Source organism: Deinococcus sp. LM3, from assembly GCF_002017875.1.
Classification (GTDB): Bacteria; Deinococcota; Deinococci; order Deinococcales; family Deinococcaceae; genus Deinococcus.
Window position 1 is genome coordinate 1 of sequence record NZ_MUFV01000004.1, and the last position, 22,270, is coordinate 22,270.

At 61.1% G+C, this 22,270-nt stretch carries 18 protein-coding genes and 1 pseudogene; 16 read left to right on the plus strand and 3 right to left on the minus strand.

The genetic code is table 11. The features are described from left to right. Positions 1–838 (minus strand): transposase (locus BXU09_RS17275; RefSeq protein WP_078305768.1); only part of this gene is annotated, 838 nt, incomplete at its 3' end. 520 nt (positions 839–1,358) lie between these two features. Between BXU09_RS17275 and BXU09_RS17280 the strand changes: the two genes are divergently transcribed. Further along, positions 1,359–1,661 (plus strand): hypothetical protein, encoded by a 303-nt coding sequence (locus BXU09_RS17280; RefSeq protein ID WP_078305584.1) that lies wholly within the window; start codon positions 1,359–1,361, stop codon positions 1,659–1,661. 153 nt (positions 1,662–1,814) lie between these two features. Here the strand turns inward: BXU09_RS17280 and BXU09_RS17285 are convergent, their stop codons facing one another. Next, positions 1,815–2,204, minus strand: a complete 390-nt coding sequence (locus BXU09_RS17285) for a J domain-containing protein (protein WP_078305585.1) — start codon at positions 2,202–2,204, stop codon at positions 1,815–1,817. A gap of 509 nt (positions 2,205–2,713) precedes the next feature. Between BXU09_RS17285 and BXU09_RS17295 the strand changes: the two genes are divergently transcribed. From BXU09_RS17295 to BXU09_RS17335, 9 genes and pseudogenes are all read left to right on the plus strand, one after another. Next, a complete protein-coding gene (locus BXU09_RS17295) occupies positions 2,714–2,983 on the plus strand; it encodes a transposase (RefSeq protein WP_078305587.1) in 270 nt (89 codons plus the stop codon). 579 nt (positions 2,984–3,562) lie between these two features. Continuing rightward, a pseudogene (locus BXU09_RS22010) lies at positions 3,563–3,787 on the plus strand (integrase core domain-containing protein); the annotation flags it as partial. Positions 3,788–5,136: 1,349 nt separating this feature from the next. Next, complete coding sequence (locus BXU09_RS17305; RefSeq protein ID WP_168174662.1) at positions 5,137–5,706, plus strand: MOSC domain-containing protein; 570 nt, start codon at positions 5,137–5,139, stop codon at positions 5,704–5,706. Further along, complete coding sequence (locus tag BXU09_RS17310; protein WP_078305589.1) at positions 5,703–6,380, plus strand: hypothetical protein; 678 nt, start codon at positions 5,703–5,705, stop codon at positions 6,378–6,380. The genes BXU09_RS17305 and BXU09_RS17310 overlap by 4 nt, the downstream gene beginning before the upstream one ends. Beyond that, positions 6,358–7,707 (plus strand): SidA/IucD/PvdA family monooxygenase, encoded by a 1,350-nt coding sequence (locus tag BXU09_RS17315; RefSeq protein ID WP_078305590.1) that lies wholly within the window; start codon positions 6,358–6,360, stop codon positions 7,705–7,707. Before BXU09_RS17310 ends, BXU09_RS17315 begins: the two co-directional genes overlap by 23 nt. A gap of 63 nt (positions 7,708–7,770) precedes the next feature. Then, positions 7,771–8,958, plus strand: a complete 1,188-nt coding sequence (locus tag BXU09_RS17320; protein WP_168174663.1) for an MFS transporter — start codon at positions 7,771–7,773, stop codon at positions 8,956–8,958. 54 nt (positions 8,959–9,012) lie between these two features. Continuing rightward, entirely contained in the window at positions 9,013–10,254 is a 1,242-nt protein-coding gene (locus BXU09_RS17325) for an ATP-grasp domain-containing protein (protein ID WP_078305592.1), read from the plus strand. A 7-nt stretch (positions 10,255–10,261) separates the two neighbouring features. Then, a complete protein-coding gene (locus BXU09_RS17330; protein WP_144012329.1) occupies positions 10,262–11,452 on the plus strand; it encodes a hypothetical protein in 1,191 nt (396 codons plus the stop codon). Then, entirely contained in the window at positions 11,449–12,681 is a 1,233-nt protein-coding gene (locus tag BXU09_RS17335) for an ATP-grasp domain-containing protein (protein ID WP_078305594.1), read from the plus strand. Before BXU09_RS17330 ends, BXU09_RS17335 begins: the two co-directional genes overlap by 4 nt. A 459-nt stretch (positions 12,682–13,140) precedes the next feature. Here BXU09_RS17335 and BXU09_RS17340 read toward each other — a convergent pair whose 3' ends face one another. Next, positions 13,141–15,051, minus strand: coding sequence for a hypothetical protein (locus BXU09_RS17340; RefSeq protein ID WP_144012330.1), 1,911 nt, complete (start codon positions 15,049–15,051; stop codon positions 13,141–13,143). Positions 15,052–15,308: 257 nt separating this feature from the next. Here BXU09_RS17340 and BXU09_RS22135 point away from each other — a divergent pair, with 257 nt between their 5' ends. The 6 genes from BXU09_RS22135 (at position 15,309) to BXU09_RS17380 (ending at position 22,074) form a co-directional block, all read left to right on the plus strand. Next, positions 15,309–15,521, plus strand: a complete 213-nt coding sequence (locus BXU09_RS22135; RefSeq protein WP_078305598.1) for a KTSC domain-containing protein — start codon at positions 15,309–15,311, stop codon at positions 15,519–15,521. 78 nt (positions 15,522–15,599) lie between these two features. Then, positions 15,600–17,009 (plus strand): IS66 family transposase, encoded by a 1,410-nt coding sequence (locus tag BXU09_RS17360; protein ID WP_240501480.1) that lies wholly within the window; start codon positions 15,600–15,602, stop codon positions 17,007–17,009. A gap of 461 nt (positions 17,010–17,470) precedes the next feature. Beyond that, positions 17,471–18,529, plus strand: coding sequence for a nucleotidyltransferase (locus BXU09_RS17365; RefSeq protein ID WP_078305600.1), 1,059 nt, complete (start codon positions 17,471–17,473; stop codon positions 18,527–18,529). Positions 18,530–18,531: 2 nt separating this feature from the next. Next, the gene (locus tag BXU09_RS17370; RefSeq protein WP_078305601.1) at positions 18,532–20,358 is read left to right on the plus strand and encodes a ThiF family adenylyltransferase; all 1,827 of its coding nucleotides are present in this window, start codon (positions 18,532–18,534) and stop codon (positions 20,356–20,358) included. Beyond that, complete coding sequence (locus BXU09_RS17375; RefSeq protein WP_078305602.1) at positions 20,355–20,873, plus strand: Mov34/MPN/PAD-1 family protein; 519 nt, start codon at positions 20,355–20,357, stop codon at positions 20,871–20,873. The genes BXU09_RS17370 and BXU09_RS17375 overlap by 4 nt, the downstream gene beginning before the upstream one ends. Next, a complete protein-coding gene (locus BXU09_RS17380; protein WP_144012331.1) occupies positions 20,845–22,074 on the plus strand; it encodes an SAVED domain-containing protein in 1,230 nt (409 codons plus the stop codon). The genes BXU09_RS17375 and BXU09_RS17380 overlap by 29 nt, the downstream gene beginning before the upstream one ends. Positions 22,075–22,270: the final 196 nt, after the last annotated feature.

A 22,270-nucleotide genomic window follows, 5' to 3' on the forward strand; every position in this document is an offset into this window, starting at 1 on the left:
GGCGGCCATTAGCCTTCACCTTGACCGGAACCTGCGCCTGGAGCCACACGCCGACCCGGAGGCAGCTGATCCAGGCCAGGACGACCAGCCCGAACAGACGTTCCAGCCGGTCCGGGTGGGTGATGCCGGTCCGCTCCACATCGAACCCGCGGACCTTGAGGCTCGCGAACGTGCACTCCACCGACCAGCGAGCCCGGTACAGCATGCAGGTGTCCCACACGCTGAAATCCGTGGCAATGGCCACCAGGTCCCCCGCGGGGGACCTGGTGGCCACGACCTGCATCACCTCACCGTAGACGTTGGCCCGCTCGGCGAGGCACCGCACCTCCCCGACCTGCAGATCTCCAAACCACGTGTCCACGCGCAGCTCGTCCACGACAGCGTTCTTCCGGATGCGGATGGCCCGTTTGATGCCCTTGCGTCTCAGGAACCGGAACCACTCCCCGCCGATGAATTCCCGGTCAGCGACCAGGCCCTTCCAGCGGCCCGCTGGAAGGGCCTTCAGGAGTCGTGAGACCAATTGGATGCGCCGGACCGTGCCGCTGTTGCCGTCGTGATCGAGAGCGGTCCAGACGAGCGGCACCGTGTACCCGTGCAACACGACGCCGAGGACCAGGAGGTTCAGGGGCGACTCGCCACGCTCCCAGGTCGTCCGGTCCATGCTGAGCAGCAGTTTCCCAGGGGGCAGCAGGGCCAGCAGGAAGGCCAGGAACACCGGTCCAGTCAGCTGGGGATCCCGGCACCCTCGTTCCACCCGGCGTTTCTTCGCGTCGAGGGAGCTTGCCCCAGGCAGGTGGGCGCACAGGTCACTCTGGTTCACGCTCCTCGCGGTCACCATCGCGAAGATCACGTCCACGACACGCTGCAGCGTGTCGTGGCGCAGGAAGGGCACGCAGGCTTTGAAATGGCGGGTGAGTTCAGTACGCTGGAGATCGGCGGGTTCTGGGATGGTCACACACCCAAAACACCGCCGTTTGTTGTGCCGATTCGCGACCGATCATACGTTCAGGAATTTTGCGTCCAGCACAGCCTCAACCTGAAGATGTCCGGTACAGAGGACGAGCCGATTTAACCAAGTGCACAGGGCCTGCCCGACATGTTCTCGGCTAACCTCTTAACCAACACTGGAAATTTTTATGGATATGGTCGTATTTGAATGGCGGGAGCCGCGTGACATTCTGTGCTGCACGTCAGCCGTCTCGTGCTGCAGCGCGAGACGAACAACGGAGATTTGCAGAACGCGCCGACCGTGGATATCGTGGCGGCCAGGCGCTTGTGGCAGTGCGCATGAAGACCAAGTCCCCCGTAACGGGGCCCGGTACTCGCAGACTCACTCCAGCCCAGCCAGGAGACAACCTGTGGGCAGTGAACAGAACAACGTTCAATTTGTGCGCTGGCTGGTGCTGGTCATCCTCGGGCTGATCACCCTGGCGTTGGCGCCGACCACGGTGGTCTACCGCTTGAGCTGGCGTGAGGAAATCCGAAGGGCGCCACACGATGTGCTGGCGTTGGGGTATAGGGGCATGGTAATTCCTCTGGGCTACGGCGCGCTGTCCCTCCTGGCCTTGGGCGCCACGATGAGCTTTTACACACTGACGTGCCCAAAGCGCTGGCAGGGCAAGTCGGTGCCGAGGTCGCTGGGGACTGACCCTCCGGCGTAAAGTCTTTCAGGCGGTCCGCCTGTGGTGCCCGTCAGGCCGTGTGTCAGAAGCCAGTTGGGTAAGTTAGGTCGCCGACGCGAACTGCTGTGGTCCTTGACGTGCAAGGCAGTCTTCAGCGCCCCGTCAGGGCTTCATACGCGGCATTGATCTGCTTCATCCGCTGTTCGGCCAGCAGCCGGAACTCTGGCCCCAGGCTGGCGACCCGTCGGGGTGATACTGCTTGGCCAGTCGGCGGTAGGCCGCTTTGATGTCCTCCAATGTCGCGGTTGGGGACACCTCCAGCACCTCGTGTGGGGTGGACGCAGCGGCCTGAGGTGTGGTGCGCTCCTGCAGGGCGCCCACCAGCGCCCTGGCGTCCCCCCGCGCGGCCCAGAGGTCACCCACGGGTGTGAAGGCGGTGTCTTTCGTGCGGGGTTGCCACACCACGCCCTGGGCCTGAAGTTGCCGGGCAGCCAGGGTGACCTGCTCGTAAATCTCCGCCCAGCTCTTGGCCCGGTCCCCCTTCGGGGCACTGAGGTCCATCTCGTCGGTGCGGGCCTTCACGTCCAGGGCAAACCGTTCACCATTGCCGGTGATGAGCAGGGCGTCCGCGTCGCCGCCACGCGCCAGGATGATGCTGGTTTCCAGGGTCCAGCCGGTTGGGAGTGCCGCCTGCAGGTCCCGGAGCGCCTGCGCTTCGACCGCGGCCGTGGGCGGCGGGGTCCGCCTGTGGGGCCGCGCTGCCCGTCAGGTTCTGACGCATGGCGTCCCAGGCCTGGAGCTGCTGGGCCAGGGTGACCTGATCGGCGATCAGGGTGGTGACCCCGCGGCTGAGGCTGGTCTCGTACTCGCCTTCGGCGCGCCGGGGTTTGTGGCGGCGGCCACGGCGCGGAGGAGGACGCCCTGGGAGGCAGCAGCGGGAGTGGCCAGGGTCATGGGGGATGGCTGCACTGTACTGGCTGAGCGCCGCGCGGTTCTACAGATGTGTGTGGTCTGCCCCCCGAAAACTGGACGGGATGAAGTAGAGAGTCAGGCTCGCCCCCGCCAGCCGTAGGCTGGGAAGCGAGGCCCCTATGAAAAACCGGCAGTTCAGCGAAGATCAGATCATCAAGCTGCTCCAGGACGCCAAAAAGGGTGAGAAGCCAGTCGAGGACCTGTGCCGTGACTTCGGCTGCAGTCCGGCGTCCTTTTACGCCTGGAAGAAGAAGTACGGCGACACCACTGTTGGCGAAGCCAAGCGGCTTCGCCAACTCGAGAAAGAGAACGCCCGCCTGCTGAAAATAGTCGGGCAGCAACGCCTGGAAATCGATGCGATGAAGGACGTGATCCAGAAAAAGCGGTGACGCCCGCCGAGAGACGGGCGGCAGCGAGGCAACTCGTTGCCGCCCAGTCAAGCCCGAACGGGCTTGCCTCCTGGTGGGCATTCCCAGATCCACCTGGTACTACCGTCCGAAGCCGCGTCACGATGGGGATCTCCGGCAGCGCATTCGCGAACTGGCCCTTGTGCATCCTCGACGCGGGTACCGGTTCATTCACGCGCTGCTCGTCCAGGAGGGACATCGCATCAACCGGAAGAAGGTCCGGCGCATCTGGCGCGAGGAGCACCTGACGGTCACGACCAGGCGCCGGAAGAAGATCCGCACTGGGGCGAGTGTTCCCATGCAGGCTGAGTTCCCGATCACGTGTGGACGTATGACTTCCTGTTCGACCAGACGTTCGGGGGGACAACGCTGAAGATCCTGACGCTGACCGACGAGTTCACCCGTGAATCCCTGGCGCTGCGGTGGCGGCGTCCTTCACATCCCTGGATGTGAAGGACGTGCTTCAGGACGTCATCGCGGCGCGTGGTGCACCCAGATTCATCCGGAGTGACAACGGGCCAGAGTTTATGGCTCGTGACCTGGGCATCTGGTTGGCTGTGAATGCGGTCGGCACCCGGTTCATTGAGCCGGGGAAGCCCTGGCAAAACGGCTACGCCGAGAGTTTTCACTCTCGGCTGCGGAGGAATGCCTGAATCTGGAGGTGCTGTACTCGCGCGGCACGCCCAGGTGGTGCTGGATGGCTACCAGGCGTTTTACAACGAGAGGCGGCCACATTCGTCGCTGGGCTACCGAACCCCTCACGAGCATGCCGAACAGTCCAGGGGGCGGCCGAACGCCCCCCTGTGCGGACAGAACACCGCACAGGCGAACGTCCGACCTTCCCCTGGTCAGGCAGGAACCGCTGATGATGTACCCTGCTCTTGAGCCGAGTCTCTACTCGAAACTGTCCAAAATTTGGGGCCAGCCCATGTGCAGAAACGGAGGCGCCCCGAGCTCCACCTGGAGAGGAGCACAGGCTCAAGGCAGAAGACACCAGGCTGAGTCAGACAGGGCACGTGTCCATGCTGCTGACCTGCGGATGACAATTGAGGGGCCTGCTTCACCACCGCGTATCCGGCCAGCCAGGAGTGTGTGCGGCGGCAGCCACACGAACGCCTTGCACGATCTGTGCGCCGACTCCGCCCATGCCCACCGCCATAGGCTGCTTCTGCGCACAGGGCCTCATGCCTATGGCCACTGGGGCCTGGCCCCCAGCACCCGATGTGCTGCTCACATGTGCATGACAAAGCACGAGGGCTGCTCTATGGTTGTGCGCGCCCCGGTTCAGGGTCGCTCATCCAACATCACGATCTCATTTCGTCGTGTCGACTCGACACGGCTTGGGCCCCGTATGCCGCCGCGTGCTTGTCGTCTGCCGACAGCACAACGTTAACTATGGAAAGGAGTTAAATGCTGACATCGAGTTTGCCCACACAGGAGCTTGTTGAGAAGGAAATGTGGCAGTTTTTTGCCCGTGGCAAGGCCGGGTGTATTTTCGCCGCTGTTGCGGCCCGTCGGCCAGACTTTTTTCGCTGGCGGCAAACCATTGTGTGGAAACCGAGTATTTTGGAAATTGATCGGAGTATTGCAGAGGCACTGAGCGCAAAAAAATGTCTCGACGTTAACCCTGGTGTTTCCAACAGTGACTTCAGTGAGAGACTTACGTGTGCTGATTGGCATGATACGAGCGAGTGAATTCCTCTTCGTCGAAGACGAGGTGAGTCACGACAACCTCCTCTGCCTTGGCATTCGGGCCCGCATCGGCCCGTTGACCTCATGGGTCACTGGATTTGCGACGCATGCCGACATGCCGGTCACCGACGCGCGCCCTATACCGCCTTGACCCTGCGGATTAAACCCCGCCCGAAGTACAGCGCGGTCATGAAAAAAGCGCCAGAGAATGTTATACATCTCGCCGATATGAACATGCGGGGCCTGAGTCGGGAGCAGTTTCAACAGTACTGGGATCTTTCGCATACACATACAGCGCGACTCCTTGGTCACAAACCAAATATCTTCAGTGCAGCAAAAACGACTTTTGTTCTGCCGCGTCGCCACGAATGAAAATTCACGCTCTCTACCACCGGGCGGCACATGGGCACCCTGGGCGGCGCACAGAACAGCTCATCCTGACCTTGGCGGGCATCCAGGGCCATTTTCCGACGTCCCCTGTGCGGCAGGTGCTGGCCACAGACCTCCATACCCTCCATCAACTGGGATTGGAGCCTGGGGTTTTGAAAGAAGATCTGGTCCTCCAGGATATTGATCTTCACGCCCTCGCCTCTGGCAGTGAACTGGTCTTCGGCGCGGTGCGCTTGCGCCTGACGGTTCACTGCGAACCCTGCAAACAGGTGGGGACCTCCGTCTCCACGCGCACGTTGATGCACCGGCGTGGCTACCTCATGCAGATCATGGCACCGGGTCCGCTGACCCTGGGAAGCCCGGGTCACGTCCGGTCAGATGTGTATGAGGAGATCCCATACCGGGCGGTGGACCGGGTCGCGTGGTACTTGCGACGACTGGACGGTCCGATTGCCAGTACACAGCTCATGGAAGCGCTTGGATTGCCAATGGGCATGTGCCGTGCGCTGCCCCGAATGCTCCGGCACATTGACCCGACCGATGCCGGCAAAGTGACGTTTAAAAGCGCTGAGCGCCGTGCCCGTGCAGAGCGCCTGGCGACGCAGGCGAGAGGCCAGATATGACGCCAAACGGTGGAAAATTTATTGTTGTCTTGGGTGGCGATGGGGCCGGGAAAAGTACGTTGTTACGTACTCTGAAATCAAGCGGTTACTGCACGGTGGACTGGCGCGCCATGCAGGCAGACCCCGCCCTCGCCCAGGTGTATGGCTGGGCCCTGCACAGTGACTCGTCAGAAATCCGCCGACAACTTCAACCAGTCACACGAGCGTTGGACTTCATCAAATTCTATGTGGCGCTCTATGAACATGTTATCCGGCCTAAACTTGATGCTGGACAGGATGTCATCGTTGACTCGTACTACTTTAAATCATTCGCCAAAGAGATCCTCTTCAATGAGCGTGTTGATATCATGGGCAGTCTCCGCCATCTCTTGCCATTGCCCGACGCCATTGTGTATTTGCACGTCAGCCCAGAAATTTCCCTGCTCCGGCGAGGACAGCGGTTCTCCGGCCACGAGTCGTTTGATGGGGCCTGCACGCAGAGTTTCATTCACTTTCAGGATCGTCTCAAGTACGAAATCAACAATCTGATCCGCGACATTGATCGCTGCGATGTGGCCGTAGATGACAAAGATGCAGATGCGGTGGCTGCTGCAGTCTTCAAGCACTTTGCGCTTATAGGAATTCGTCCGATGAACGGACTGATGGAGGCACATGACGCCGCATCCTTCGCCTAAAGAGATTGTCATTTATGACCTGATCGGGATCGGCCTTGGTCCCGCCCAGCTCTCCTTCCTGATCGCGTGCGCTGAGCAGTCTGAATTGGCTGGTTGGAAGATGCTGCATTTGGAGCGGGGCGCTTCCTTTTCGTGGCATGCGGGCATGAGAACGGCCTACAGCATGATTCAGATGTCTTACCTGAAGGATCTGGTGACACTGCGTAATCCCCAAAGTGCGTTTACGTATATTAGCTTTTTACATGACCAGGGCCGTCTTCAGCAGGCAGCCAATCTGAACGATTACACGCCATCGAGATTCGAATATGCACAGTATCTCAGTTGGGTGTTGAACAAGCTCGCCCCCAACGTGCGTTACTCTGCCGAAGTCACCAATCTTGACAAGGTGTGCCTGCCTGAGCACGGAGAAGTCCTCCAGGTCACCTATCAAGACCCCCAGGGCCGCCGCTCCATCGAGTACACGCGGAATATTTACCTCGCGGCAGGAAAAACGCCCTTTGTTCCTGAACACTTGCAAGTCGCTGGCGGGGAGCAGGTGTGGCACACCTCGCACTTCAGCACGGCACTTGCGCACATCCGCAAACACCCGGCGCCCCGGGTGGCGGTGGTCGGCAGTGGCCAAAGTGCAGTTGAAGCACTCCTGACATTGCAAGACGCCTGTCCAGATCTCGAGTTGCACGCCATCTCTCGGGGCCAGCTGTTCCGCGCGGTTGATGCCAATCCGTATGTCAACGGCTTTTACACGTGGGAAAGTGAGCAACGTTTCCACCAGGCAGATCAGGCGTGGCGAGGGCAGGTCCGGGCCGAGCTGTCAAACTCAAACTACGGTGTCGCTGACGTCCGGCTGCTCAATGAGTTGGCCCGACGTGACTATGACGATCGCATCCTTGGTCGCCAACGCTTGCACCGACATTCCCACTGCGAAATTCTGGCCATCGATGAGGAGTCGTGCCTGCTGACTGTGACGCTGCAGGACAGGCAGATTGGTGGTCGACGCGTGCTCAACGTCGATTTTATCGTCTTTGCGACGGGGTATCACTCCGACAACATCAGGGACCTAACAGCTCCAGTCGAATCCTGCGTCGCCACCCCCGGGCAGCAGCTGACCCCTCACCCAGCTGCCGCCTGCCACATTTTGATTGCCGGTCAGAATGGGCCTTCATCCGGTCTGGCAGAAGAGACCATCACGAGCCTGGCACTGCGGGCAGGCGCCCACGTGTCCTTGCTGCTTCACCTAAATGCCCACCGGTTGTCTCCGGGCCCTGGGGTGCAGAGGCGCCCATCTGAGGAAGCCCACCCGACCGGACAAGTGCTTGTGCCATCGTGAACCCAGGGTGGCGAAGCTGGCATTGCCAGCTTCGCCACGACGCTCTGGAATGAAGGAGTTCTTTTGATCCCCAAACCGCTGCGCCCCTTACTTCTCCTGTCGGCTGTCTCGCGGCTGGGCGATCAGCTGTTGTATGTCGCCATGCCTCTCCTGGTCCTAGCGGAGACGGGGCAACCGGCTTATGCCATTCTCGCGGCAGCGGCACGTGGTCTCCCCTACGTCATTTCCCCCTTTATTGGCGCTGTCGTTGATCGGTATCCTTTAAGAACCGTCTACGTTGCTGCTCAGCTCATACAGGCCGTCGCCATTGGGGCCATTCCGCTTCTGAAGGGCCAACCAAGCATCGTCTTACTCCTGCTGATGATCTCAGGGGTGGGGGGGGTATGCTCAAGCCTGCTCAACTTCTACAAGCTGATCCCACTCTGGACGCCGCAAGAGCAGATTGAAGCGGCCATAGGGCGATTTGTCGCGCTGACGGATGCTGTCAAAGTCGTGGGGCCGCTCGTTGCGATCTCGATTGTCCTCTCGATCGGTGCGCCCGCCGCTATTTATGCTGATGCCGTCAGCTTTCTGGTGGCCGCGCTGGGCATTGCGTTCATCCTGCCTGCCACCCAAAAAAGCGAAGTGAGACGGACCAGTCTCGCGCAAGATCTGAAGGAAGGCTTTCGCTACTTCAAAGGCAGTCCAGAAATCCGTCGCCTGACCACCGCCATGTCCCTGTCCAATCTGGGCATTGGCGCGCTGGAGGTCCTGCTGCTCACCACACTGACCCACAGCATGCAGATCCCAGTGGCCCAGGCCAGCCTGGCGCTGAGTGTAGGGGCGTGCGCTGGGCTGGCTGGCAGTGGGCTGACCCGAAAGATCTTTCCTCGCCTCGGAACAACACAGCGGATTACGGTCTGGCTGGCATTGGCTGGCGTTGGCGCTCTATGCCTGACCGTTCCACACCCGCTCATGTTTGTGCTCGGCTTTGTGGTGATTAGTTTTGCAACCTCAGCGAGTAATGTCATCACGATCGCGTATCGGCAGAGCACCATTCCAAGCGAACTTCAAGGACGAGTCAACTCGATTATTCGCATGTTTATATCGGGTGCTGTGCCCATTTCAGGCATTCTTTTGGCAGCCCTGGGGACCTACACTCTTGGTGTGTCTCAAACGCAGTTCGTCGCGCTGATGTGCATTCTGGCGGTGATTGTCTGGCAGTTCGGCGCCTCGGGCGAGCGACAGAACATGTGGACCAAAACATCCTAATAAGTGCAGGTGCGGAGGCGCCGGTGCACGACCTCATCGGTTCAGGAGAGGGAAATGAGCAAATCAGAGATCAGCTGGGTGGTGCTCGTGCATGCCAGCGACAACATTTTGAAGACTGCTTTGAGTGAAGAGCTCAATGTCATTCTTCTGCGGAAGCAAAACCAGTGGACGTCGTATGGCCTGACTCAAGCCCAGGTTTGTTTAACGGTTGACGATGCGCTGGAGAATCTGGATGGTCTAGCGGCCGTGCTCAACCAATACCCTATCGGTGCGGTTCTCTCGTTTATGGAGTCAGGTGTGCTCTTGGCCGCTGCTCTGCGGGAGAGGTGTGGGCTTCCGGGCACACCTCTGGAGGCAGTACAACGTCTTAAAGATAAGGCGCTGATGCGGGCACATCTCCATGACAGGGGGTGCCACCATCTGTCGGTCGCTGCCCATGAGGTGACGCATCTGTCTGCTTTGCAGGCTCACCGCGCTGCCCTTCAGGGCCGGGTGATCGTTAAACCTGTCACGGGCACTGGGAGTGTCCACATCTACGCGCTGGATCCGGGCGACGACGTTCCTGCGCCGCTCATCAATGCGCTGGGCCAAGGCATCCGCTTTCTGGCAGAACCTTTTCTCCAGGGCTTGGAATTCAGTGTAGAGGCCCTCACGATCAACGGCAAACACCACATTGTTGCCGTGACCGAAAAGGTGGTGAACGAGCACTTTGTCGAAGTGGGCCACTGCATTCCGCCGCGGCGCATGTCGCCGGACGCGCTGCAGGGCATTGCCGCTGCGGTCCGTGAGTTTCTGACCGCTATAGGCCTGGTGACTGGGCCAAGTCACACTGAAGTGATGTGGCATGAAGGCCGCGTCACCATCATCGAATCGCACGACCGCGTTGGTGGTGACAAGATCACGGCGCTGGTCACCCAGGCCACGGGTGTTGACCTTATCCGGATGGGGCTGCGTCTGGCGGCTGGGCGGACTGTTGATCCTCCGCCTGAGCTCCAGTGTCTTGGTGCCGCGTGCGTCATCTTCCTGACGCCACCTCCAGGCCGGGTGCTCAGCATTTCATTGGTGCCTCTCCCCCCAGAGCTGCCGATTCTGGAACGGCGGGCGTTCGTACATCCAGGTGACGTCCTCACTCAGGTCAGAAGTTCAAAAGATCGCAGTGGTCTGGTGGTCGCCAGTGGCCCGACCCCAGAGGAGGCGTTTCACCACGCTCAACTGGGGGCTCGAAGCATTCAGTTTTCTATGGCAGTCGATCACTCGGCACACCCCCACCCTGTGCCCACATCACGTTCAACCTGAGGTAACCATGACTGCAAAGACTTTAAACATCCCCGCCGGTACCTATGGCATCGTGGCGCCCATTCAGTCGCTGTTCCAACGGGGGAGGAAGCCCACCGAATCACTCGTCCTGAGCCGCTCAACGCGAACCTGGCCAAAGACTCATACGGCCCGGTATGCCCCGCGCTCAGGCCATGCGCTTGACGGATTTTTCGGAGTCGATCAGGACAATAACGTGGTGCAGGCCGCACTGTCATATGAGGACCTGGGCTGGTCCCGGCGCAATGACTCTTTCACGGAGAACGAGAGCGACCTCAGTCTCGTCGGCTTGATTGATGTTCCAGCGGCCTCGACCGGCGAATACCGCTTGTTTCTCCTGTCTATGCAAAACAAGGACGAGCTTCTGTTTGTCCTGGCGGACACCTGGATTTCAGAGGGCTTTTCTCAACGCGAGTTGCTCGAGCGCATGTGCGCCTTCTCCTCACCTGTCAAGCACAGTATCGTCAGCCATAACGGTCGCCATCTGGTGTATCACAAAGGCGTCGAGTTGGAGCAAAAAATCCAGGTTCAGTCTCCCCATTCTGCCTTTCAACTTGCCCGCACATTTTTCGGTCTGGCGCCTGACTTCGGCCATCCAGCATTACACCTGGAATTTCTGTCCGAATGGCAGACGTATTTGCGCCAGGTCGATCTTTTTGAACGCTTTTCCGAAGGTCAGGGGACTGGGTACGTGGCCTTTACCCTCCTGCCAGATGGGCAGCTCATGGTGAAGGAAAAAGGTTTTCTGGAAGATGGTCTGCATCGGAGTGAACGCTTCGTCGAATTGCTCAGCCGCGATACACACCTGGGCACGTATTTGGACACGAGGTTTCCCGATTCGAGTTTCGAATATCGTGGCCGGTTTGATCGCTGGAAGTTCGATTTCAATGTCGAATTCCTTACCAGCGGGCATATTTTTTCTGTTGGCTTTGACGAAGTCTATGCTGGCGATGATTGTCTCAAACAGGTGGAGATCGAATACATTCGGTCCCGCATTCATTACGGGTATGAGTCGCAGGCACCCCAAGTGGAGGCTGATCTCGCTCACCTCTCCAATCATCTCCTTCAACTCTTGCATGATGGTGGCGTTACGGCCGAATTGACACACCTGTCCAAATTGAGTTTTCTTCGAATGCGCCAGGCAGGTCAGCCCGTTCAGCCCTGGCGGCCTCACGCATGACACCCCCTTCTGTCCTGTTGCTCCATAACCGCTCAATTGACCTGCTGATGGACAACGGTTTGTTGTGCCTTCCGCCCGCAGAGTTCGCGGTCCATCTCATCACCACAGATCGCGAGGGGGCAGCGCGTCACGCCCATCAGTTTGCTTCGATTGCGGCCTTCGACTATTTCGATGAAGACGTCATTCGCGCATTGTCCGCCTACCTCATCACGACCTACGGGATCACCAGTGTGGTTGGCACCACGGAGAAGGTGGTTTTATGGGCTGCGCTGCTGCGTGCCCAGTTTGGATTGCCTGGGGCCTCGCCGGACGTTATCGAAAGAATGCGGGATAAGGTGCGCATGAAAGAACGGCTGACGCTCACAGCTGTTCGCACGCCGGCCTACACCCGGGTGCATGCCTTGCAGGACATCGTGGACTTTCAAGCCCAGTTTGGCCGCATCGTCCTGAAGCCCACAGCGGGTGTTGGGAGCATGGGGCTGCAGATCCTCGATACCCCAGCACAGGTCCTCGCCCTGGATAAAGGGCATTTCTCTGATGGTGCGTGGCAGGTCGAAGAATTTATTGACGGTCATATGTTGCATTGCGACTTTATTGCTTTGGCGGGGCAGATCCAGTTCTGTTCTGTCAGTCAATACGTCACCCCACCAGGTCGGTACCAGGACGATTACTTTGGAGGCAGCTTTATTGTCACTGATGCGGGTCTCCAGGAGCGGGTGCGGCAGATCGCCCAGGAGATCGTTCAGGCCTTCGAGTTCGAAACGGGCGTCTGTCACTTGGAACTGTTTCATACGCCACGCGATGAACTGGTGTTCTGTGAAATTGCCGCACGTCCTGGCGGCGGCGGGATTGAATGGCCTGTTCAGCATCTGTACGGCATCAATTTGTTCAGCGAGCATGTTCGGGTCAGTTGTGTGGCGCCTGACACCATGACTTATCCTCGGCTGCCCCTTCGCGCTGGAACAGCAGGTTACGTCGGCCTGCTGGCGCGGCCAGGGTTTGAAGTGACGAACATCCAATCCTTCTCGGGGCACCCGAATATCAAGCGTGAATCCCTGCGCATTGCGGTCGGTTCCCGCCTGGGGGGCCCCCGGCACTGCACGGATTACATGGCACATTTTTTTGTGACTGCAGAGGACAGGTCCGAGTTCCAGGAGATCGTGACGCACCTCTGCCGTGGCGCAGTGTCACTGAGGCCCTTCAGCGGGCCAGAGGTCTTGAACGTGTAGTGACGCTGTGACCAGCGCAACGGCGTGAATGTCCCGCCTGCCCAGATGACACAGGACGGACCTGACCATGGTGACTGACTTGCATGACGGCGTGGACCCGTTCGCCGTGCTTGGCCAGGCGGCTGACCGGCTGATGACACACACCCCGACGCCGCAGGCTGAGGATGACCTGCGCGCCCGCGTCGCCTGGCTGCACGATGTCCGTGGTGTGGCGCAGCAGTGCGAGGGAGCAACCGGCGATATCCGCTGGACGGATGTGAGTCCGAGAATAGCCTTGAAGGCTGTGTTTCTGTACGCCATGCAGCTTGGTCTCGAGATCCTCGGACCTGTCACCGTCATACGGGTGGTGGCAAGTTGTTGGGGTAACATGGAGCTGAAGGAGCAGGAGCTTCTCAGCGACTGGTTTGCCCTCGCTGTAATGGGGATCCTCTCTGGCTGTACCACCGCTTCACCCTCAGCTTACAGCAGCGCCTGCCATTCGGCCTCGTACTGCCGGATGCGGCGGGGATCACCCAGGCGCCGGGCTGCCTGGAGACGCACCTCATGCAGCTCTACCACGTTTGGTTCGACCAACAGGCACTGTTCGCACGTGGCGATCGCCCGCAGGGGCTCTCCCGCCTCCAGCCACGCCTGCGCCACCTGTTGCGCCAGCAAAGCCAGCCCCGCACGAGTTTCGAACCTGAGCCCTTCAGCCCATTCGCTGCCGTCCAGGCCAGGCAGAAAGGGGCCCTGATAGAGGCTCAGTGCCCGAGACAGATTCTGCGCGATCAGGGCCGCGCGCCATTCCAGGAGGTCCAGGCGCACGGCATAGCCCGCACCGATCTGGTAGCGCCGCGCGTGGTACGGCCCGTCAGTGATAATTACGTCCTCCCCGATGTGCCGCCGCGCTTCCGCCAGATGGGTCTTGATGGCACTGGCCGCAGCATTGGGGAATTTGTCCGGGTATAACACCAGCTGAAAGTCCTGCCGGGTCTGGCCTGGCCGCAGCACCAGGCACGCCAGAAGGGCTACGGCCCCTGGGCTCAGTGGCACAGCCTCGCCTTCCACGGTGACCTGCTCGGTCCCCAGGGTGGAGATGTCCAGGCGCGTCAGGGGCCCGTCCAGGCCCTGCACTGGCACGCCCCGCAGGCCAGCGGCGTTCCCGAGCAGACCAGAGAGCGCCGAGCGGAGCGCTGGATCGAGTGCGCCGGCGTGCAGGCTCTCGGCCACATCCTCCAGGTCCGCCGTGAACGCCGGCAGCATCTGCAATCGGGCGAAATCTTCGGCGGCCGCCTGCAATTGGGCTGGAAAGTCAGCGGAGCGGCTGAGGTACAGGGCGTGCGCGTGATGGAGTTTCGCCCGCGCGGCCCAGACCGGCTGGCCTTGCGCCGTGGACCCTTCCGTCGCCTGGGTCAGGTCCCGCGCGGCCTGCAGCGGCTGGCCTTCCCGCCAAGCCAGAATGCCCCGGGCCAGCAGCACGGCGGGTGGCAGTGACTGACCAGGCGGGGTCACCCACAGGTACAGCGCTGCATACCCCTGCGCGAAGCGCCCCTGCCGCCCGTGGTATTCCGCGAGTCTGGGCGCCAGCCACCGGGCGATCTCCACATCCTCCAGAGCGTCGGTCATCCCCTGCAGGGTCGTGAGCACCTGGCCGTACTGCCGCCACTCGCCCCGCCGGGCGTGCAGCATGGCCATGCTGGTCATCAGGTGCCCTTTGGCGCGCTGGGAGGACGTGGTGTCCAGCAAAGCCCTGGCTTCTTCCAGCGCGTCCCCGATGTCGTGGGCCTCCCCCACAGCCACGAGCAGATCGAGCCAGCCCTGCAAGGCGGTCAGCCGCGGCAAGGGGTTGGGAGCCGCCGGCAGGTTGAGCAGCACCGCGCGGTAGAGCCGGGTGGCGCGCGCCACCTGCCCGCTTGTGACGAGCATCCGGGCCAGCGACACCGTTACTCGGACCGCCCCAGCTTCGTCCCCGAGGGCCAGGTAGCCGTGCATCGCCCGCTCCACGCGCCGGAGACCTGACTCAGTCGCGCCCTGCTGAAACTCGGTCACACCCCACCAGCGTTCCAGCCGCCACTGGAGCTCACCGTCCATTTGATTGGCGTATTCAGCGAAGTGTGCCTGGGCTTCCCCCCACCGGCCCGTGGCGCGCAGGAGATTGCCGTATTCCACGGTGGCTTCCCGGTCACCGGTCAGATGGGCGCGCAGCAGCTCAGGTTCGGCCTGCTGGAACCGCCCCAACCGCAGTGCACTGACACCCAGCAGACGCCGTTCACTGGTCGTCAGGTGTGCCTGACCCTGCAGATCGGTGACGAGTTGCTCGTACTGGCCCTGCTCGAAGAGTCTTGAACGCTGCACTGGACGCCTTTTCCGATGTTCGACCGATGCCTTCATAGCTTCGGCGGGATGAAATTCATGTCTGTGTTGAGGCTGCTGTTCGGCCTGGTGGTCGCGTCATGGGGCGTGGCTCAGGCGGAACCCACGATACCGCCCCCCACCCCGCCCGCGACTGGCAGCACGCCCAATGGGCTGGGTAGCAACGACTACGGCTTGGAGTGACGTGTCAGTACGGGGCACGTGCCGAGGTTAGAGCGTTGCCCTTCGGTCATTGAAATTGAACAGACAGGTTATTCACTTTCAGGAGGATCTCGATGCACCACGTCCCCGTTTCATCAAGCAATCTCGCTTCTGTTGGCTATGACGCTCTTACGCAGACTTTGGAAGTCGCTTTCCAGAATGGCAGTCTGTATAGCTATGCGGGCGTCCCTGCTGCAGTTCATCAAGACTTGATGAGCGCGTCGTCGCACGGTACGTACTTCTCCGCCAACATTCGGAACAAATACCCCACACGCAAACTGCGCTAGATGGCAATATGTCTGTGATTAGCGCGCTTTCGAGTGCCCGGCCGGAAGCCGGGCACTTCTGCCGTTACCATGCTGTCCATGGGCACTGGGGCGACTGAGAAGGATCTCTTCGAGATCATGCGTCGTCAGTCTGAGCAGATCGACCAACTGATCGCCGAGAACAAGGCCCTCAAAGCGGAAATCGCCCGCCTGAAGAAGCGCATCAAGGAACTCGAACGGCGGGAACGCAAGTACGCCGCCCCCTTCAGTCGGGAGAAGCGCACCGCCGATCCCAAATCACCAGGACGCCGTCCTGGTGAAGGTACCTTCGCCCACAAGGCCTCACCCACGCCACAGCAGATCACGGCCACCGTGGAGGTCGACACGCCCAACACCTGTCCTCGCTGTGGGTTCACGGGCCTGCTGATCTTCACCCGTCAGGACAAGGCCTGGGTCACGGAACTCGTCCCCCAGAACGCCATGCAGGTCACCGAGTACCACGTGCCCGTCATGGAGTGCCCGCAGTGTCACCACGCAGTGCGTGGTGACCATCCCGACCTGAAAGCCGATCAGGTCGGTGCGACTGCCCATCGACTCGGCCCCGTCCTGCACGCCACCCTGCAGACCCTGCATCACGAGCTAGGCCTGCCGGTCCGCCGAATCGGTCGGGTCATGGACCTCCTCGGCGGCCTCCAGATCACGCAGGGTGCGATCACGCAAGCCGCCCAGCGGCTTGCGGCCGACGGAAGCGCCCTGGCGGCCCACGTCGACGCACTGCAGACACAGATCCAGCAGGCGCCCTACGTGCATCACGACGACACCGGCTGGCGGATCGGCGCCCAGAACGCCTGGGTAGGCGCCTTCCGCAGCGCCGACACCGTGCTGTTCCGCGCGAACCTGCGTCACACGAACGTGGAAGTCCGGGAAGGTCTGGGGCAGAACTTCGCCGGCGTGCTGATCAGTGACCGTTTCTCCTCGTACGACAGCCGCTTCCTGCAGGACGTCCGGCAGCAGAAGTGCCTGGCGCACCTGATCCGCAACGCAGATGAGGTCGCCGCTGGTCTCCAGCGGCGACCCGGGCGGGGAGAGCTGTACGGGCAACGGGTCGCGCAGGTGTTCCGGGACGGCATCCGATTGCACCAGGACGTGACGACTGGGGTCTGTACGCGAGAGGAGTACGCGCAGCAGGGTGAGGAACTCACCCTGCGTCTGGACGCCCTGCTGAACCGGGCACCGCTGAAGTCGAAAGCGAACGAGCGACTCCGACTGGGCATCCTGAAGCAGAGCGTGCTCGAGCGGTTGTGGCGGTTCCTGAAGGACCCGGACATTCCACCGACGAACAACGCCGCGGAACGTGCCCTGCGGACAGTGGTGATGGCGAGGAAGGTCTCGCAGTGCAGCAAAAATGCGGTGGGTGCGCAGACGTACATGCGGATCAAGTCCACCGTGGAGACCGCGCGGTTGCGCGGTCAGGACCCTGTCGTGGTCCTGACCGGCTTGATGCGCTAACTGGGCGCTTGACCTTTCGACCGACCGCTAATCACAGACGGCAATATTAATCGAATGGAAAGCGGCTTCATCTGTCGCTAGGGTCTCTCCAATGGGCATGGTCTGCATCAAAAAACACAGCTCATCAGCGCTGCGCACCAGGCCGCTTCTCTGACACTTATCAACGGGGCGTGTAGAAGCATCTCGGTCCAAACCTGTCGGTAAACACTCGAAGCCCGATACGTGCACTGTGTGTGACCTCCGCCCAATTCTGCGCGCTGTGACGCAATGCTGATGGGACTAGGCATTCAGCGCTACGCATGGCAAATCACGAATATTAAGGTTAAATTTCGCTTAAAACAGATTGACGCTGATAGACTGATGTGAGATTACTCACAGCGGCGCGACTCGTTCAATACCTGTGCGCCTGCCTCACCGCTCCTGAGTCAACCCCTAACCCGAGCAGCGGGAAGGAGATCACCATGGCTGACATCCAACGACACTTTGAAACGTTCGTCAACACGATCAAACTCAGTGGTGAGGAAGAGATTCTGCGCCAGAAGCGGACGGCCATCGTCGACGCTCTGCGGATCGGCCTCGAACGCGATTTCAAGGCGCGCGGGGAAGCCGTACCCACGTTTACGCACTTCAATCAGGGCAGCTACAGCCTGAAAACCGGGGTCAAGCCCGAAGGTAGTAGCAACGACTACGACATTGACGTCGGCATCGTCTTCGCTGAAGATCCCAAAGACCACGCCGATGACCCGGTCAAACTCAAGCGGTGGGTTCGCGACGCTCTGGACGGTCATACGAAGGACATCCGCATCAAAACGCCCTGCGTGACTGTGATGTACCAGGTCGGGTACCATGTCGACCTCGCCGTCTATGCCCACCCTGACAAGAAGACCAGCGGTGAATTGCCGCTGTCCTGGGGCAAGGAGCATGCAGCCGTGCAGGAGTGGCAGGACAACCACCCCAGCAAACTCGCTGACCTCATCAAGCAGACGTTTCCAGACAAAGAGCAGCGCCGTCAGTTCCGGCGCGTGTTGCGTGCCCTGAAGCGCTGGCGCGACCGTAAGTACAAAAGCGCGACCAGCCACGCTGCACCCGTGGGGGTCGGACTCACGGTGGCCGGCCTGACCTGGTTCCGCCCCCAGATCGACACCTTCAATCAGACCGCGAACGATCGGCTCGCCACGGAACTGTTCGTTCGTCAGCTGCTCGCCAACTTCAGGGATGGCGTGTGGAGTTCGAAGGATGAGGCTTCAGGCCGCCGACTTGTGGTGAAGCTCCCCTTCACCCCATACAAGGACGTCTTCGAGCGCATCAACAACAGCAACATGGGCAAGCTCGAAGGCTTCCTCAAGTCCCTCCTGGCTGACCTGGAAACTGCTGGCTCCGCAAGTTCCACCAAGGACGCGTGCGCCGCAATGCGCCGTCAGTTCGGTCCGGACTTTCCCGAAGGAGACGACACGGACGGCACCACCGAAGGGTCCAAGAAGCACCCGCCAGTGATTGTGCCCTCCCACACCTCCGGGTGAGCGTGGCGCAACCCACTGCTCAAGTTCTGGCCGCCCTGGACGAGTTTGCCGCCACTGGCGCCTTGCGGGACGCCCAGGTCAAGCGCGCCACCCGTCACCTGACGTGGGCGACGAACCACGATGTGGTCGCCTACGTCGAAGGGCAGCTGACCATTCTGGGGTGGGACGTGTACGTGCGGGTGGGTGTCACATCGGCCTTCCCGCACGACCTGCCGTTCGTTCAGGTGGCGGCTACTGGGGACGATCTCGACGGGCAGGTTACCGGGCACCTGGAAAGCGATGGGAACGTGTGCTTCACCGCGTCCCGCGACGTGCTGTTCGACCCCCACCGCCCTGTGGATCTCCTCACCGCCTGCCTGGGCCTGGCCACCACCACCCTCAGCGATGCGCGGACATCACCTGACAACAGCGGAATCCTAGACGAGTTCGCCAGTCACTGGAGTCACGCTCTCCCAGCCAGGAAACAGGTGCCGCTCCTCCCGATGTACTTCACGCCTGACGACCGCCTGAGACCTGTGCACGCCTGGCGGAAGGCTGATCGCCGCACCGCGCATCAGCTGAGCAAGCGGACTTCAAAAGCGCCGGTGTCAGCCAGCCAGTTGGACATCATTGCAGTTGCCGATGATCCTGCCGCAGCTCGGCAGTTCGATCAACTTGCCCCGGATCGGTTGGTACCGCCCACGGCCACGGCGCTCTACATCCCTCTCCAGGCTGGTCCGTCCCTGCTGCCCCCTGCGCCCGGGCACCCCTGGACAGTGGCCAGTCTGCGGGACGTGGTGAGGCGCCACCTCCTACCTGACACACTGACTGCACTGGACGCGCTGCTGATGCAGCGACAGTCCCCACAGGATCTGATCATCCTGGGTATTCCCCGGCCGACAGGCACTGGGCCTGGACGGTACGCCGCCGTGGCCGTGCGCCTCAGTGGCATGCGTGCTGCGCACGCCCTCCTGCCTGCTTCGAGGCTGACCCACACCCGCCTGACCATGCAGTCCGTGCGGCGCCTTGACCGGGCGTACGTGATGCAGCGTGGTGGCAGCAATGACCAGCTCAGCAACCGACGCGTGTTGCTGCTCGGGTGCGGCGCGCTGGGCGGACACCTTGCATTCATGCTGGCAGCCGCTGGGATCGGCGCGCTGACCCTGGTTGACCTGGATACCTTCACTCTGGACAACACGTTCCGTCACGCGCTGGGACGGCGCTTCGTGGGAAAGCCCAAGGTGGAGGCGATGGCGCTGGCCCTGCGGGAACGCTACCCGTATCTCCAGGTGACGCCCGTGCAGGGGCGGACGACGCAGGTCATCGGGCGTGAAGTCCATCTCGGCGACTTCGACCTGATCGTTGACGCGACCGGGAGTGCCACCCATCACCTCAGCCTCGCCGACCTCCTGAGGGCCGGGCCGCATCCCCCCGCGTTGCTCTCCTGGCTAGACGCGTTGGGTCTCGGGGGGCACACCGCCACGGTGTACGCCGATCAACCTGGCTGCCCCCGGTGCCTGTACAGCGACCCGGCCGCGCCCATGTGGAATGCCGGATCGTTCATTGCGCCGGGGCAGGATGTCGGTCGGGATGCACTGGGCTGCGGCACGGCCTTTACACCCTTTACGGATCTGGACGCCATCCGGACGGCTGAGTTCACTGCGCGTCAGGCGGTGGCCATCCTCACCGGAGCGGAGGGGCTGTCTTTGCTGCGCTCTTGGAAGGGCGCCCGCGCCGCTCTCCGCGCGGCCCATGTCACACTCAGCGCACGGGCAGTAAGAAAGCGGCGGCACCTGAATGTCGGCGAGGGGTTTGCTCAGGTCACCTGCCCAATCTGTGGAGACGCATGAATCTGGAATTGCCCTTACCGACAGGCGGCACCGTCACGGTCACGGCTGCCGTTCTGAACGCGCTGTGGGGCTTCGTGCAGCATCAGCCGGACGCCACAGAGGCTGGCGGCATGCTGATCGGCCACCATCCTGAGGCAACGCCAGGCATCATCCTCGACCGGCACACTACGCCACAACCGGAAGACCAGCGCAGCCGCTACCGTTACCACCGGGATCAGGCGGCGCATCAGGTGCTCCTGAGCATGCAGTGGACCCTAAGCGGCCACACGCGCACATACGTCGGAGAGTGGCACACGCACCCAGAGGCTGTACCGACTCCGTCCAAGCTGGATCGGCGCAGCTGGAAGGCGGCGCTTCGGGAGACCGACTTCCGCGGGCCGGGTTTGGTGTTCATCATCGTCGGCACCCAACGCACGCGCGTGTGGTTCGGGCAGAAGGGTCAGACAACGTTCCCTTTGTTGGTTGAGATGCCCACAGGAGGCCAGCATGGCACCCAAGAAGAAACAAGCAACTGATCAACCCGTCACGCCCGCCGTCACGGAAGTTCTGGAACAGAAGAAAACGGGGGGGCGTACGCCATTACCACCAAAGGTGCAGAACGAGGTGTGGGGTCGGGCAGCAGGCCGCTGCCAATTCGGCGGCTGCAATAAGCCTCTGTTAAATGACGATCTGACGGGTCAACGACACAACGGAGCCATCATTGCGCACATTGTCGCGGCGGCCGCAAACGGCCCTCGCGGTGACGCCGTCCGGTCGCCTCTCCTGATCAAGGATCCTGCAAACCTTATGCTCACCTGCAAGGCGCATGGCAGCTTGATTGATAACCACGATTATGTCGACCAGTACACCGAAGCGGTCCTGCAGGAATACAAGCAGGCGCATGAGAAGCGCGTCCGTGATGCGACTGCCGCTCTTGATGATCAGAAGACGGCTCTGATGGTCATCCAAGGGCGCATCGCTGGGAAGGAGAGCCACATTGATCTCAACGAGATCCGCAAGGCCATTCATCCGCGGTGGCCCGGCAGTGACGATGGCGTGACAGTCGATCTCAATCACCTGACGTTGGGAGAAGACTGGGATGCCTATTGGCAAGAGGCCAGTGCCAGTATCAATGAAGGCGTCAAGGACATCATCAGAAAGGTTCGGCAAAGCTCGGCGCATGTTTCTGTGTTCGCCCTGGCACCTATTCCCCTGCTGACCCTCCTGGGCTTCAAGTTAGGGAGCCGCTTGCCGGCTGACCTATTCCAAAAGCACCGAAAAAAGCCGAATAACCCTTGGTGTTGGGATGACGGAGAGCCTGGCATCGCCGACGAGTTCAACTTGTTTAAGCCTGAGGAGGTAGATGTCACCCTGACCGATGTGGCCCTGGTGGTTTCCGTATCACGGAAAGTCAATCCCGACTTGGTAACAAGGAGCCTTGGTGTCCCACATGCCCGTTTTGAGATTCAAGCCCGGTCAACGAGTACCGACTTCCTGAAATACCGGAGCCAGCTCGAATTGTTTGCGACGGAATACCGCTACATCCTGAAATTGATTGGTGAGCAATTCCCGAACGTCGAACGAATCCATCTATTCCAGGCGTCGCCGGCGCCACTCGCGATTGAGGCGGGGCGGAACCTCATTGAGAAAGCCGACGCTGAACTAGTCGTCTACGACCTCAACGGTGCCAGGTATTATCCAGCCCTGCGATTGAACGGCGGGCGGCGGTCCAAATGAATGCTCCGCAGAGATTTTCCTTGATCCGCCAAGCGGATGCGACGGGCGTCAGCGGGACGGGCCACGTCTTGGATGGTGTGATCTTTCACACGGGGCAGGTCGTGGTGTGTTGGCGCTCCGCCTTCGGCAGTATCACCATCTTTGAGAACTGGGAGGCGTTTGTTGGGGTGCACCTTCGGGCCCACCCTGAGAACTG

What these genes read in the sequence shown, in the direction of transcription:
- BXU09_RS17295 (WP_078305587.1), top strand. Translation starts at nt 2,714, where the DNA reads ATGAAAAACCGGCAGTTCAGCGAAGATCAGATCATCAAGCTGCTCCAG.
- BXU09_RS17315 (WP_078305590.1), top strand. Translation starts at nt 6,358, where the DNA reads ATGACGCCGCATCCTTCGCCTAAAGAGATTGTCATTTATGACCTGATC.
- BXU09_RS17380 (WP_144012331.1), top strand. Translation starts at nt 20,845, where the DNA reads ATGGCACCCAAGAAGAAACAAGCAACTGATCAACCCGTCACGCCCGCC.
- BXU09_RS17365 (WP_078305600.1), top strand. Translation starts at nt 17,471, where the DNA reads ATGGCTGACATCCAACGACACTTTGAAACGTTCGTCAACACGATCAAA.
- BXU09_RS17325 (WP_078305592.1), top strand. Translation starts at nt 9,013, where the DNA reads ATGAGCAAATCAGAGATCAGCTGGGTGGTGCTCGTGCATGCCAGCGAC.
- BXU09_RS17335 (WP_078305594.1), top strand. Translation starts at nt 11,449, where the DNA reads ATGACACCCCCTTCTGTCCTGTTGCTCCATAACCGCTCAATTGACCTG.
- BXU09_RS17310 (WP_078305589.1), top strand. Translation starts at nt 5,703, where the DNA reads ATGACGCCAAACGGTGGAAAATTTATTGTTGTCTTGGGTGGCGATGGG.
- BXU09_RS17340 (WP_144012330.1), bottom strand. Translation starts at nt 15,051, where the DNA reads ATGAAGGCATCGGTCGAACATCGGAAAAGGCGTCCAGTGCAGCGTTCA.
- BXU09_RS22135 (WP_078305598.1), top strand. Translation starts at nt 15,309, where the DNA reads ATGCACCACGTCCCCGTTTCATCAAGCAATCTCGCTTCTGTTGGCTAT.
- BXU09_RS17330 (WP_144012329.1), top strand. Translation starts at nt 10,262, where the DNA reads ATGACTGCAAAGACTTTAAACATCCCCGCCGGTACCTATGGCATCGTG.
- BXU09_RS17360 (WP_240501480.1), top strand. Translation starts at nt 15,600, where the DNA reads ATGGGCACTGGGGCGACTGAGAAGGATCTCTTCGAGATCATGCGTCGT.
- BXU09_RS17375 (WP_078305602.1), top strand. Translation starts at nt 20,355, where the DNA reads ATGAATCTGGAATTGCCCTTACCGACAGGCGGCACCGTCACGGTCACG.